Source organism: Paenibacillus sp. 481, assembly GCF_021223605.1.
Lineage (GTDB): Bacteria > Bacillota > Bacilli > Paenibacillales > Paenibacillaceae > Paenibacillus_B.
In genome coordinates this window covers 4408086-4421238 of the sequence record NZ_CP075175.1, presented here as the reverse complement: position 1 = coordinate 4421238, position 13153 = coordinate 4408086, and the positions used below count along the sequence as shown (strand labels likewise).

At 45.0% G+C, this 13153-nt stretch carries 14 protein-coding genes; 4 read left to right on the top strand and 10 right to left on the bottom strand.

Annotated features, from left to right (window positions below; genetic code table 11):
* Positions 1–10: 10 nt before the first annotated feature.
* The 9 genes from KIK04_RS19370 to KIK04_RS19330 all read right to left on the bottom strand — a co-directional run bounded on the left by KIK04_RS19370 (position 11) and on the right by KIK04_RS19330 (position 6483).
* On the bottom strand, positions 11–859 hold the full coding sequence (locus KIK04_RS19370; RefSeq protein WP_232275226.1) for a class I SAM-dependent methyltransferase: 849 nt from the start codon (positions 857–859) through the stop codon (positions 11–13).
* 119 nt (positions 860–978) lie between these two features.
* Positions 979–1644 carry a hypothetical protein gene (locus KIK04_RS19365; protein WP_232275225.1) on the bottom strand — a complete coding sequence of 222 codons (666 nt, stop codon included), beginning with the start codon at positions 1642–1644 and terminating at the stop codon, positions 979–981.
* 77 nt (positions 1645–1721) lie between these two features.
* Positions 1722–2552: an AAC(3) family N-acetyltransferase gene (locus KIK04_RS19360; protein WP_232275224.1), complete on the bottom strand. Its 831-nt coding sequence runs from the start codon at positions 2550–2552 to the stop codon at positions 1722–1724.
* Between the two features lie 45 nt (positions 2553–2597).
* Positions 2598–3335, bottom strand: coding sequence for a suppressor of fused domain protein (locus KIK04_RS19355; protein WP_232275223.1), 738 nt, complete (start codon positions 3333–3335; stop codon positions 2598–2600).
* A 35-nt stretch (positions 3336–3370) separates the two neighbouring features.
* Complete coding sequence (locus tag KIK04_RS19350) at positions 3371–3835, bottom strand: GNAT family N-acetyltransferase (protein WP_232275222.1); 465 nt, start codon at positions 3833–3835, stop codon at positions 3371–3373.
* A gap of 1 nt (position 3836) precedes the next feature.
* Positions 3837–4400 (bottom strand): GNAT family N-acetyltransferase, encoded by a 564-nt coding sequence (locus KIK04_RS19345; protein WP_232275221.1) that lies wholly within the window; start codon positions 4398–4400, stop codon positions 3837–3839.
* 15 nt (positions 4401–4415) lie between these two features.
* Entirely contained in the window at positions 4416–5213 is a 798-nt protein-coding gene (locus KIK04_RS19340) for a DUF4184 family protein (protein ID WP_232275220.1), read from the bottom strand.
* Between the two features lie 52 nt (positions 5214–5265).
* The gene (locus tag KIK04_RS19335) at positions 5266–5520 is read right to left on the bottom strand and encodes a DUF2164 domain-containing protein (RefSeq protein WP_232275219.1); all 255 of its coding nucleotides are present in this window, start codon (positions 5518–5520) and stop codon (positions 5266–5268) included.
* Between the two features lie 39 nt (positions 5521–5559).
* Positions 5560–6483 carry a PhzF family phenazine biosynthesis protein gene (locus KIK04_RS19330; RefSeq protein WP_232275218.1) on the bottom strand — a complete coding sequence of 308 codons (924 nt, stop codon included), beginning with the start codon at positions 6481–6483 and terminating at the stop codon, positions 5560–5562.
* A gap of 634 nt (positions 6484–7117) precedes the next feature.
* On the opposite strand from KIK04_RS19330, the gene KIK04_RS19325 reads away from it, so the two are divergent.
* The 4 genes from KIK04_RS19325 (at position 7118) to KIK04_RS19310 (ending at position 10895) form a co-directional block, all read left to right on the top strand.
* Complete coding sequence (locus tag KIK04_RS19325) at positions 7118–7525, top strand: Fur family transcriptional regulator (RefSeq protein ID WP_232275217.1); 408 nt, start codon at positions 7118–7120, stop codon at positions 7523–7525.
* Positions 7492–8283, top strand: coding sequence for a winged helix-turn-helix domain-containing protein (locus tag KIK04_RS19320; RefSeq protein WP_232275216.1), 792 nt, complete (start codon positions 7492–7494; stop codon positions 8281–8283). Before KIK04_RS19325 ends, KIK04_RS19320 begins: the two co-directional genes overlap by 34 nt.
* A gap of 169 nt (positions 8284–8452) precedes the next feature.
* Positions 8453–9916 carry a catalase gene (locus tag KIK04_RS19315; protein ID WP_232275215.1) on the top strand — a complete coding sequence of 488 codons (1464 nt, stop codon included), beginning with the start codon at positions 8453–8455 and terminating at the stop codon, positions 9914–9916.
* Positions 9917–10292: 376 nt separating this feature from the next.
* The gene (locus KIK04_RS19310) at positions 10293–10895 is read left to right on the top strand and encodes a DedA family protein (protein WP_232275214.1); all 603 of its coding nucleotides are present in this window, start codon (positions 10293–10295) and stop codon (positions 10893–10895) included.
* Positions 10896–10970: 75 nt separating this feature from the next.
* Here KIK04_RS19310 and KIK04_RS19305 read toward each other — a convergent pair whose 3' ends face one another.
* Positions 10971–12950: a methyl-accepting chemotaxis protein gene (locus KIK04_RS19305; RefSeq protein ID WP_232275213.1), complete on the bottom strand. Its 1980-nt coding sequence runs from the start codon at positions 12948–12950 to the stop codon at positions 10971–10973.
* Positions 12951–13153: the final 203 nt, after the last annotated feature.

Here is a 13153-nt window from a genome sequence, read left to right as displayed (position 1 = left end):
CACTAACCCCTTATTTTTTCACAATGAGCAAGAAACGATGGCATGTAACCTCAACATACCCCTGATCTTGCACTTGCTGATGCAATTTCAATAAACCTTCTTTATACGCCTCTACAGTAAAGTCTTCAATTTGCCAAGGAATAGCGCGTAAATAATAAATAATCGCTCCAATATCATAAAAACGGCTCCACGTGCTTTCATCGGCCCGCTTTAGTACCGTAAAACCCGCAGCACGCAGTTGCTGCTCGGCTTTGTCACAAGTCCAATCGTAATGCTCAACTTCTGGGGCGCCTAATGCTCGATTAAACTCCTGATCGTTGTCCCCGCCCACTTGCTGTGTAATAAATACGCCACCTGGCTTCATCATTCGATACAACTCGTTAGCATCAAACGACTCATGCCGATTCGTAATGAGATCGAAGGCTGCATCTGCGAACGGCAACGAAGCATCATCCTCAAAATAATGCACCTTCACACCGAGCGACGACAAATTATGTTGTGCTACCGCCACATTGGGCTTATAGCCTTCAGTCGCCTCCGTACGTAACGGCAGTGGACATCTTTCAGACAACAGTTGCAGAAATTCTCCCCCGCCTGTGCCCATATCGAGCATCGACTGTGCTTTGCTTATATACGGAATCAGAACAGACGCATAATTCCAAGGTAGTGGAAATTCAGCCATCCGCCCATGTTTCGATAAATACGAAAAATCCCAACCTGAAAAAGACTGCTCACTCTCTTGAACCAGCTCGTCAAAAGTTTGTTGCAGCAAGTCTCCCACTTGATCCGCACGTTCTGCTTGCTCTGCTTGTTCTACAACACGTTCTGCTTGTACGTTTGCGCGCTTCTCAGCTCCCATAGCTGTCACTCCTATTCGTTATTACGTTAATATGAGCTACTATGAACATGCCAATTAGATACGCATATCGACCACTCCCCCTATCCATTAGTTTACATCCACATTATTCCTTCATCAACCTATGTTTCATTTTCATCATGATATATAGCCGTATGATTAGCAAAAAAGTGTGTCATCCAAGCTAGCCATTCCTGCTCACAACCAGCCCATTGCGGACAGTTCTCCCCTGCCTGCACGAGAGAAGCAACATTTTGTTCCACATTTTCAACTTGATGAAACTGCACAAGCCCAGGATAGGCACCACCCATTGTCTTAAAATAAGTAAGCTGCGGCTGGATCAACTGCAAATGCTGTTCAAAATTACTTCTCGTACGGGACGTATCTCCCAACTTGTGCATTCGTAAAGTCGCTTCATCCGTCCATAAAATAACATACCGCTGCGGCAAACCAATGCGCCTAGCTTGAATCATTTCACTTAGTAGGTTTGCTCTATATGCTAATGGCACACCACCAAACCCGTAGATCCAGTCGTACCATTGCTTAAAAATATCTCCGTCCAGCAGTACGTACTCATGCTGCTTCGCTTGCTCCAACGCGATTGACCATCGATCAGCTTGCCGCTCAATGAACCAGAGCACTAACTCTTCTTCTGTTAAATGTGCAGGAGGCGATCCGAACAAAAAATACGTTTCCTCAACAATATAAGCATCGTAGTGCTTCGCAAAAGCACGGCAGGTCGAAGATTTCCCGACCGCACTGGCTCCTTCAAGACAAATGATTGGCATATCTAATCTAATAGCCCCCCAAAGACACATAAAGACACATAAAGACCTTGAACCATAATGGTCAAGGTCTTTATGTGCTATGAAGATGATGTTGATCGTTGACGATGATTGTTAAACCAAGCCGTGGCATAATCCACACTTACCCGCTGCTTCATGAAGCGCGAGGTAGAGATGCCTACTTTTCCGACGTTCACTGAATCCGTGTGCACCCGTTCAAAATCTGCTCCCAGCTGATCAAAGTCTTCATCGCTAGTCGCAACATCTGTGTACGTTTTCCAAACGCGTTGCCCCTGCTCTAAAATAGGTGCCCCATACAACTGCATCTCGCGGTTATTCATCCGATATTCAGCTAAATGAAACGAAGTATGATTGTCGTAATCGACACCTAACAACAGAACCCATCCATCCAAATCGTACACCCGCGCCAAAGGTGATCCCTCACCTAAACTTTCATCCAGCCGATGATCGTTAGTTATAATTTCAGCATGCTTGCCCCACGCACAAAATGAAACAGATGGATGATAGCTGCGCCGGACACCTTCACATTTGCGAAACGTTTCTGCAATGATACCCATTTGCCGAGTTGGTGCCATATTCGGATCAAAGGCTGGCATCGTCTCCCGAATAGGCTCCCACCATGACTCCGGCACTGGAGGGGCTTGCCAATAGGAGGGGTCCGAATAATCAGCTGTATGCGCTGGCATTACAATCGTACCTTCCTCCGTTACGACATTCTGCAAGGCTTGGATAACCGCAACCGGTCCACCACATATCCAACCTAATCGACTTAAGGAAGAATGGACGAGCACGGTCATGCCCGCGCTTAGTCCTAGACGACGCAAATCATCTGCAAGGCTCTCCCGATGCAGCAGCCGCGGCGTCTGCTCCACAATAGACTGTTCGCTCATGGCGTTGTCACCTCCGTTTGAATCGATCTCGTCTAATGATCCGATCTAAAATAACCAAAATCTCTTTTTAGCCTTACACGTATTGTCTCGCTTCAAATCAAGCAACTCGTGGACGCCCGCTTCACTTAATTTATCGTACAACGGATCAATTCCTTCATTAAGCTTGAATTGCATTTCTTCTTCATAGATAGGTATTACGCTGTAAAAATAAATCGTTCTATCTGCGGAAGCTTGGCAGCTAAAAAAGTCAGGTTGTACGGTAGCCGGCATACCGAGCAGCGTACCGCACAACTCCGTGTCCTCTGCATACCATTCCGCAGGATCACCATTCGGAATCGTATGGCCAATATACAACCAACTGTCATACTCATGGGGCAGCCGTGCCAACGTCTTTAGCCAACGAATCGGCCAATAATTTCGTTCATCGTTAAAAGCTTCGCTCGACATTTTCCAATCTGGCGGCAAACAAAGCATAAGCTCCGCGAACCGAAACTCCTCCGCCCCTTCGGGAACGGTCATAGGTAGCTCACTCATCCCACAAGTGACCAACGTATAATAATTCCGGTCAGGTGTTGGCTCGACCACAAAAATATCGATATGAACAACGTCAGAAATCAGTTCATGATAAACGTTAGAGATCGGTCCGATATACTTCTCGACATGGTCAGCAACGAGTTGAATCGTCTCATCATTGCCTGATACGATGTGAACGTCGTTTCTTTGTTGATGTCGGTATATCGGTGCTCCAGAAGCTGAGAATGCAGATGGTTGATGTTGACTCATGAATCATATTCCCCTTTGATGTCATCCATATAATGTTAGATCATTAATTCATAGTTATAATAGTGTTCATCACGTATGTATCCTAGCGATTCATATAAATGCTGAGCTGTTGTATTATCAGTTGCCGTAGACAATACGACCTTTTTTGCGCCTGTCTGCTGCGCAAATTGATGCGCAGTGACCATTAAACGGCGCCCGACTCCGCTTCCACGATACGCAGGATTCACGTACAAGTCGTTTAATATCCAGATCGGCTGCATGCTGATCGATGAAAAAGACGGATACAATTGCGTAAATCCAGCAGGTATTACTTCATTGTCCCGTTGTTCAAGCGCCAGCCAAATAACGGATTGTTGCTGCTCAATCCGCCCCTCAATAAACAGACGTGCCCCTTCAACATCTGAAGCTTGTCCATAAAAGATGCGGTATTCATTCAGTAATTGCGCCGCCAGTGCTGCCTCTTCAATACCTGCTCGTTTAATCGTAATTGTATGTTCCATATTAACCACCTACAAGGTCTCTTTTTAAAACTCCAAACACAACATAGTCCTCAAAAATTCCGTTCTCGTTTGCATAGCCGCGCAACGTGCCTTCTTTTGTAAATCCTGATTTCTCCAACACGCGCTGGGAAGCTATATTTTCCGGTTTTGTAAACGCTTGAATACGTTGGAAATGGAACTGCTCAAAGCCCACAGGTACCAGAGCTTGCAGCACTTCGGTAATAATGCCCTGCCCCCAATATGCCGGATTTAGATCGTAGCCGACTTCTGCGCGGGAATGCTCCTTATTCAGTTCGTGGAATCCACATGTTCCGATAAGTGTATCTTCACCTTGCAACGTAATCCCCCAACGGATACCTTCACCTTGCTCAAACCGCTCTTGGAAAAAAGCGATGATGCTATCCGCTTGCTCCCGTATGGTGAACGCGTCTAAATCCAAATATTTCATTACTTCTGGATTCGAAAAGTTGGCAAACAACTGATCACCATCTGCCGACGTAATGGGTCTTAAGCGGAATCTTGCAGTTTCGATTACAGGTACTTCATTTTGAGTTGTTGTTAACATCGTTGTCTAATCCCCCTATAGGTTACTTAATTTTAAAGGTAAAAGGCGAAACTTAACCATAAGTGAAGCAATGGTTACGCCGAGCATTATGCCTGACAACGGTGACACTACGAGAATACCAATCATATTGGAACTCTCTGAAATGGTAAATTTAGCGATAACTATTAACAAAACAACAAAAATAACAACACCCCAATATCTCACTTTGCTCGCCGTAGATACGCGTACAAACGAAATCGGAGTCGGGGCTGATTTCACTGTGTCCGCAGACGAATATCTTCGTCCTGCCAGCAACTTCCACAATAAGACACCCTCAATCGTTAAACCAAGCAGCGAAAGGCCATGCTGCATCATTTTGTATAAGGGAATGCCTGCCACGATCGGCTGCTGCATACCCGGAAAAGCAGTGACAAACCATCCTGATCGGTGAGTCCATGCATCTAAAAAAACGTGCGTAGCAAATCCAATCACGACCGAGCCAATAAAGATGAGCCAGTCTTTGTAGCTGCGCAGGCGCCACGATCTGATCAGTTGATAAGCCCGACGATCAAGATCGAACCACGACGGCAAATGCAACACCAACGCATGTTTAATGACATAATGGAACAGCCAAGCAAACAAGATCGATAACGGAATCGCTTCTAACAACAAGCCTTTAAACGTATGTCCTATAACTTGATGAGGTTCTAGGGCAATAAAGTACTCAAAATCCGGAGCCATACTACCCAAAATTAGCCCGCTTAAACTTAAGGTGAACATCCCCATTCGATGAAAAGGAACCGCATATAGCGGATGTGCAAACGTAAATGGCATGCGTCATACTCTCCAACACTAAATTTATTCCATACTCACAATCAGATTCGGATTAAGGACTTCGCGGAACAGACTTTTGCATCGCGTACAATTCATCTTCTAATGCAGCATGACGTTCGCTGAGCAACTTTTGTGTGTCTGAAAGCGCTTCGTTATAAATATGCGGGCCGAGCAACTCTAGCATATAATTGATCCACTGCTCAGCGGCCAAATCTCCGATAACTTCGTCTCGCTCCTGCTCAAAGTAACGTTTGACCTGATCGACAAGCTGCTGCCGCTGTTCTCGGGGAAGCTTAAACATCATCATATCGTTCTACACCTTCCTTACATGAACCCCCGCTCTTGATTAGTCAGAGGAAGCAGAGTTGTTAACTACCATTTCAATTTCTACTTCTTCAACAAATACCGCGGTGCCACTGATCTCGACGCGCATACCTTCTTCGTCTCGCACGACATACACATTAACTTTGCCGTCTCGTCCCATTTCCAAACCTTGCTCCACTGTGAGATTGACTTCCTTAGCATCTGGAGTCATGAAATTCATCCAATACGCCCCCATCACACCCGAGGCCGTTCCAGTCACTGGATCTTCCACCGTGCCGGAGTGCGGAGATGAAAAATGACGTGCATGCATATCAGCCGCCTCATCTGCGGTCTCTAAGCAAAATGGGTGTACAGAGCTAGTCGGAATCTCATGTAAAATGGCTGGAAATTCCTCATTTCGCGGATTCATACGAGTAAATGCTTCTCTCGTACGAATCGGAACCAATAACGTCCAATTCCCTGTACTGCCATACACAATTGGTAAATTGATATCCAAATCGTCTTCGTTAATTCCCATAGATGCTGCCAGCTCTTGAACAGAACCATTGAACGGCATAAATTGCGGTGCGGCTTGCTGCATTGTGATTAACCACTGACCGTCAACCCATCTCATTTTTATCGGCAAAATGCCTGCCTTTGTTTCGATCGTCAAATCTTCTGCTGTATCATTCAACATACCATGCGTGCGTAGTGCGTATAATGTAGCCATCGTACCGTGACCACACAAATTCATTTCGCCGCCAGGCGTAAAATAACGAAGACGAACGTCCGCTACATCTGATTTCAAAGCGAAATTCGTTTCATTAAAACCCATTTCCCGGGCAATGTTCTGCATCTGATCTACGGTAAAAGCATCAGCATTAAGCACAACCCCAGCAGGATTCCCACGATGAGGAACCGTTGTAAATGCATCATAATGAGCGACTATGACTGTTTGCTTCTGCATGTTTATCTCCTCTTTTACATAAGCATATTCAACTGATTTAAAGATTTATATCTTAGGTTAATCGCAGCCTCCATCTCTTAGCTATACATGTTGTTTCTATTGAAGGATGTCCCAACAGACAACAATATGAAACGTTAAGCGCAAGCAGGCATCAATCAAATAGCCTCATATGTGTATACGTAAGTGTAAGGGGAACGGTTCTATGCATTAAAAAACGAGTCACAGCGAGCAGCATACCAGAGAACGGATACGGTGACTCTTCAATCCGCAGCTGCTTAACCATTCGATATCATTAATAACTAGGAATGATCATTGCAGCAATGCAAAGCACAATACTGACGAACGGGGCTATGACAAGGCTGGATCGACCAATGTACATAATTCGCAAGCCCAATAAAACGCAGTCAAATTGCGACTACGCACACCAACATACCTCAACCTAAAAAGATGATCTAATCGTTGCTACCTCCTTTTTGTTGTCTTTTTTTGATGCACATATGTATTTTATCATATCCCCACTTCCAAAAACCACCATTCAATTTATGCACAATTTTTAACTTATTATAAGTATTGACTTAGAATTATTATAATCTTATACTGAGTATAAATTGATAATGAGTATGGGGGAATTAAAATGACTAGAAAAGGCTTGCTGACAACGCAACGTAAAGTCATTTATGAAATAGTCAAACAAGCGAAAGACCACCCAACAGCTGCTGATATTATGGAGCGACTTAAACAGGGAGGCTATAGCTTTGCTTACGGTACGGTATACAATTCTTTACGATATTTAACGGAGGCAGGCATGATTCGCGAACTACAATTAGAAGGCGATGCTAGCCGTTACGACGGGCATGTTGAAGATCATCAGCACGTTATTTGCCGCTTATGCGGTAAAGTTGACGAAGTGTATACGGTCGTCCCTACCGATTGGGTAGCTACTGTAGCAAATGAAACGGGCTATGACATTGAGATGGAGCATGTTGTATTTAAAGGAGTGTGCCCCCAATGCCAAAATGCAACGAAAGATACGAACCTGTGATGAATAAGATTGCACAAGGAGATAATCAGCCGGAAATCGATGCCCTTGAAGGAGCAGGTGAGGTGTGTGTGTCTACTCACCGAATCGTCATCATTAGTCCGCATCCCTCCTCTTTGCATGAGCTTGTAGGCGAATTAAGTGCTCAATGCTGCGATGTGCTTGTATTTCATAAATTTAGCCAACATGTGCTGGCTAAGCTTCAATTAGATGCTTTAATTATTGATCAGCCGTTCGATATAGCCGCATTAGGCCAATATCGCAATACGATTGACGCGAGCATCCCAATCTGTTATCTCGTTCCGGCGCAAGATGGACGGCAGTGTGGCGAGCGTTTGCTGGCCGAGGATGCTGTATTTGGCATCACATGGCCTAAAAGGGTCCAGACGGTCTGGTCGCAAGTTGAGCGCATCATAGAGCAAAACGGGATGTCAGATGCTAAACGTATGGACCAAGGTCAAGCTACATTTAAAGACTTGGTGATTGATTATCGCCGTTTTGTGGTGATGAAAGAACAAGTTCGGATTGAATTGACGAGAACCGAATTTGATTTGCTTAAAGTGTTGCTGGCAGCCGACGGCTCGACCCTTTCCCGCCAGGAAATTATGGATCAGATCTGGGGCGAGCACTATTTTGGAGGCAGCAACATCGTAGACGTGCATGTCAAAAGCTTGCGTCAAAAGCTAGGTGACGATTCAAAAAAGCCGCGCTATATCTCAACCGTGCGCGGTGTTGGTTATCGGATTGCGGATGATATTTAGCGAGAAAACAGCCTAATTGTTATAAGTGTCGAAACTCATCTTCATTAAACCTTCATCATCACTTCATGTTGTCTTCATGATCATTAAATACTGCGATGATATGATTCTGTTAACAGCAAATTTAGATTTAGTCTAAGTTTAATAGATTCATATATAAGGAGAGATAAGAATGAATGAGAGACCAGTGTTAACGACAAATCAAGGCGCTCCTGTTGGTGACAACCAGCATTCGCGCACTGCTGGCCAGAACGGCCCCACTTTACTTGAGGATTATCATTTGCTTGAAAAATTGGCCCATTTTGATCGCGAGCGTATTCCAGAGCGTGTCGTGCATGCTAGGGGTGCTGGCGCTCACGGGGTGTTCGTGGTTGAGAACAGTATGAAACCATTTACGAAGGCAGCATTTTTGCAAGAAGTAGGCAAAGAAACGCCGCTATTCGTTCGTTTTTCAACGGTTATACATTCATCCGGTTCACCTGAAACAGCCCGTGATCCACGAGGATTTTCTGTAAAACTGTATACCGAAGAGGGCAACTACGATATTGTAGGCAACCATTTGCCTGTCTTTTTCATCCGCGATGCTATGAAGTTTCCTGATATGGTCCATTCATTAAAACCAGCTCCTGACACAAACATCCAAACCCCAGATCGATACTGGGATTTCATGACATTAACACCAGAATCGACGCATATGCTGACTTGGTTGTTCTCTGATTATGGAATTCCGGCCAATTATCGCGAGATGGAAGGATTCAGTGTTCACTCCTTTAAATGGATTAATGCAGCAGGAAAAGTGACTTACGTCAAATATCGCTGGAATCCACAGCAAGGCGTGCGCAATTTGAGCGCTGCTGAAGCAAGTGAAATACAAGGAAAAGATTTTAGTCATGCGACACGTGATTTGTTTGACCGTATTCAACAAGGACAATTTCCAAAGTGGGATCTGGAAGTGCAGATGATGGCGCCAGAAACGTTTGATACGTTAGACTTCGATCCACTCGATCCGACAAAAGTTTGGCCCGAAGCACAGTTCCCGTATCACAAAATCGGTACGATGACGCTCAATCGAAATCCGGATAACTATTTCGCTGAAGTGGAACAATCGGCATTCTCACCTAGTGTACTCGTTCCAGGTGTAGAGCCGTCGGAAGATAAATTGCTGCAAGGCCGTTTGTTCTCTTACCCAGATACACAGCGTCATCGCCTTGGTGCTAACTATGTGCAAATTCCAATTAATTGCCCGTACGCTCCGGTACGCAACAATCAGCGTGATGGATTGATGCAAACGAAGCAACAACCATCTACGATTAATTATGAACCAAACCGATATGAGCAAGAGCCGAAAGAGGCTCCCCACTATCGCGACAGCGAAGCATCCATTCATGCTCCCACTACGCGTCGTCGTATTGAGAAACCGAATGACTTTGCTCAGGCTGGCGAACGCTACCGTTCTTATTCAGCTGAAGAACGTGATCATTTAATCGACAATCTGGTAAATGATTTACAGCATGTGCATGAGAAAACAAAAATGCTTGCCATTTGCAACTTCTTCCGTGCCGATCATGAATACGGCACACGACTTGCGCAAGGACTTGGCGTCGATATTTCTGAATATTTATCTATGTTTAAGTAATTCGCTTTACTCCTATTGCAATGGCAATTCATGATATGGCACCGCATCTGACCGATAGGGTTTCTACCCCTTCCCTATGGTCTGAAGCGGTGCTTTTTAACTATGGAGAAACGGTCAATCGGGTTAACACCGTATGAGGTGTGAACCGATCCATCATCTGTTACTGGTCACGATTGATATGAAGAGATAAGACGATTGTCAATGCTATGGGCCACCTTGCCAACAAACAAATTGCAGGCTCAAGCATACAAAATAATCAATGAGAGTTATTCTCATTTGAATATGAATTTGTAATCATGCTTAAAAACCTATATATTATATTAGTGTTCAATCTACTATCCCTTAATTGGGTATTTACTAGAGGTGCCGGATCTTTATGGAACAGTTGCTATTAGATTTTATTATGTGGTTTAAGCAGTTATCTTACTTTGGAGTCATACTTTCGCTTACGTTCGAATTTGTACCTGCCGAATTGGTTCTGCCATTAGTAGGTTACTGGGTATACGAAGGTGATATGAAGTTTTGGCTCGCTGTACTCGCCGGTAACATCGGTGGCGTGCTCGGCCCGCTGACTTTATATGCATTAGGTCGCTACGGTGGTCGTCCCGTTATTTTGAAGTATGGGAAGTACTTTCTCGTCCGTGAGAAGGAAATTAATAAAGCAGATCATTTTTTTGAAAAATACGGTGCTGGAGTAGCCTTCTTTGGACGTTTCATCCCAGGAGTGCGTACCGCTGTTTCCATTCCGTGTGGAATGGCTAAAATGAGCGTCTCTAAGTTCTGCATCTATACGTTCTGCGCCATGCTTCCGGTAACGACTTTGTACGTCTATTTGGGCTTTAAACTGGGTCCCAAATGGAAAGAAGTCGGACCTTTAGCGAAGCAGTATATGACACCGGCAGCGATTGTTGTCGTCGGTGGCCTGCTCTTGTATGCTGGCTACAAGTTGTGGCAGAGCAAACGGACTGCGGCGAAATAACTAAAAAAAAGCCGGAAGTACTAGCCGTGGTGGGATTGTTATCCCGCACACCCTAGTGCTTCCGGCTTTTTTAATTTAAAGTTTGAAGCCTGCTGTCAGCCTGCGCATCTCGTCCGCGATGCTTGCAAGATGATTAGCTGACGCAGCAATTTCCTGCATCGATGCGCTCTGCTCTTCACTTGCAGCAGCAACCATTTCGACTTCCTGTGCAGTCTCATTCGTCAATTGGCTTGCTGTCTCAAAAGAATCAAGCATCGACCGATTCGACTGTGACAGGCGGTCACTAACACCAGCCACATGCTTCAATTGGCTGTTCATTTCCTCAATCGCCCCAAAGACGTTCGCCAACATACTCGTCACTTCAGTCGTTAATTGATGGCCTGTTGTGACGGCGTCTACATTGCTCTGCATCGTTAATGCTACAGCTTGCGAACGTTGCTGAATTTGCGCGACAATGCCCGTAATTTTAGCCGCGGCACCAACTGTTTGCTCGGCAAGCTTACGGATTTCACCTGCTACGACAGCAAACCCTCTGCCGTGCTCGCCAGCATGTGCAGCTTCAATCGCTGCATTCAGTGCTAGTAGCTGCGTCTGTGCGGCTACCTCGCGAATAAAGACGACCATGCCGTTAATTTGCTGGGCTTCATCGTTCAAAGACTCCGTTTCCAGCTTCGCTTGCGACGTTTGCGTCATAATCGTTTCCATTTGCGTGCCAGCCTTTTTCAATGCCTGCTCGCCGTCGGCCGCCCACAAATTGATTTCCGTGGAAGCCGCCGAAGCTCCTGTAACTAGCTGCGCTACTTGATGCAGCTCTGTGCCTGAATAGGTCGCCATATGCTTGACCTGCTCCAAGCGCTCATTCGTCTCGCCTGATTTAGCAGAAGCTTCTTCAATCGAGGCAGCAACCTGCTGAATCGTGCTTACATTTTGCTCCGAATTCGCGGATAGCTCTTCAGATGAAGCTGCTATCGTTTCAGAAGCGTCGCTAATTTGCTTCAGCATTTGAGCCAACGATACCGACATCTGATTGAAGTTCACTTGCAATTGGCCAATTTCATCCGTTCTTGCTCGGCCTACATGCTCTTCATTATGGACAGACAAATCTCCTGCGGCAATGCGATCCGTTTTTACTTTTAAATGAGATATCGGTTTAATAACTTGTCTGAAAAATGACCAGCAAAATACGCCAATCAACACGATCAACAATGCGATGAAGCCAAGTGCTGTCATAAATAACGTGTTCGCCATCTCGATAATCTCAGACCATTGCAGCACGGATACGATGTTCAACTGCAACTTGTTATTCTTATCAAAGCTGACGTACGCTTCACTCCCGTTAACTTCGAGCGGTAAATTGCCACTCTGCTGCTTCAAAAATGGCTCGTACTTTGCGTCTGTCAGCTTCGTACCTGGCTTTATTCTTGGGTGGGAAAGCACTGTATTTTCCTTGTCAAGCAAGGTAATATACCCTGTTTTCCCTACCTTTACGGTCTTAATCATTTCATTTAAGTTGTCAATTGTAACGTCGATTCCGGCTACCCCTTTGCCGCCGTTCAACGTTTTCGAGAACGTAATGACCGTCTTTCCCGTGACCGAGTCCTTATACGGTGTTGAGATGACCGTTTTCCCTTTATGTTTGACCGCTTCTTTATACCAGTAACGTGACTTGGGATCAAACCCTTGCTTTACTTGTCCTGTACTTTCCGCGTATTGGTTCTCATAAGAAACAAAAACCGCCAACAGTTGATTCGTATCCCGCGCCACATCTCTCACACGATTGTTCAAAAAAGTTGGATTGATGCGATCCGCCGTCATACTCGCTACGATACCATCCAACGTATGGGCATAATCATTATACGCTTGGTCTAGTGTGCCTGTAATGATTGTCGTCGCCTGCGACACTTCGTCCAGCAGCAGCGATTTGGAGTGCTCTGCGGCAATGTTCGTTAGCGTAAACGTAAGGGCTAGCGTTGGTACTAATACAAACACTAACAGCAAAGTGAGCGTCTTTTTGGCTAACGAACGTTTAAAAGATTGTGTAAGTTTGTCTAACATGTTGTGTTTGTCTCCTTCAGCTTCTACATGCAATTGATATCGCTTTTCCCGCTTTTTTTGTGTTTAAATTTCAGGTGATGAAATCGTAAAAAACGACGAGAGCATTAACACATATATCGGTTATTAAAAAGCGATATTGAAGCGTGGTGACACCCGTTTTTCATTGTAATTGTTGGGAAAAGGGAGGATGTGAGGTTTCCAGC

Excerpts from the sequence above, each read along its gene's own strand:
- KIK04_RS19370 (WP_232275226.1), bottom strand. The coding sequence starts at position 859 with ATGGGAGCTGAGAAGCGCGCAAACGTACAAGCAGAACGTGTTGTAGAA.
- KIK04_RS19365 (WP_232275225.1), bottom strand. The coding sequence starts at position 1,644 with ATGCCAATCATTTGTCTTGAAGGAGCCAGTGCGGTCGGGAAATCTTCG.
- KIK04_RS19360 (WP_232275224.1), bottom strand. The coding sequence starts at position 2,552 with ATGAGCGAACAGTCTATTGTGGAGCAGACGCCGCGGCTGCTGCATCGG.
- KIK04_RS19355 (WP_232275223.1), bottom strand. The coding sequence starts at position 3,335 with ATGAGTCAACATCAACCATCTGCATTCTCAGCTTCTGGAGCACCGATA.
- KIK04_RS19350 (WP_232275222.1), bottom strand. The coding sequence starts at position 3,835 with ATGGAACATACAATTACGATTAAACGAGCAGGTATTGAAGAGGCAGCA.
- KIK04_RS19345 (WP_232275221.1), bottom strand. The coding sequence starts at position 4,400 with ATGTTAACAACAACTCAAAATGAAGTACCTGTAATCGAAACTGCAAGA.
- KIK04_RS19340 (WP_232275220.1), bottom strand. The coding sequence starts at position 5,213 with ATGCCATTTACGTTTGCACATCCGCTATATGCGGTTCCTTTTCATCGA.
- KIK04_RS19335 (WP_232275219.1), bottom strand. The coding sequence starts at position 5,520 with ATGATGATGTTTAAGCTTCCCCGAGAACAGCGGCAGCAGCTTGTCGAT.
- KIK04_RS19330 (WP_232275218.1), bottom strand. The coding sequence starts at position 6,483 with ATGCAGAAGCAAACAGTCATAGTCGCTCATTATGATGCATTTACAACG.
- KIK04_RS19325 (WP_232275217.1), top strand. The coding sequence starts at position 7,118 with ATGACTAGAAAAGGCTTGCTGACAACGCAACGTAAAGTCATTTATGAA.
- KIK04_RS19320 (WP_232275216.1), top strand. The coding sequence starts at position 7,492 with ATGCCAAAATGCAACGAAAGATACGAACCTGTGATGAATAAGATTGCA.
- KIK04_RS19315 (WP_232275215.1), top strand. The coding sequence starts at position 8,453 with ATGAATGAGAGACCAGTGTTAACGACAAATCAAGGCGCTCCTGTTGGT.
- KIK04_RS19310 (WP_232275214.1), top strand. The coding sequence starts at position 10,293 with ATGGAACAGTTGCTATTAGATTTTATTATGTGGTTTAAGCAGTTATCT.
- KIK04_RS19305 (WP_232275213.1), bottom strand. The coding sequence starts at position 12,950 with ATGTTAGACAAACTTACACAATCTTTTAAACGTTCGTTAGCCAAAAAG.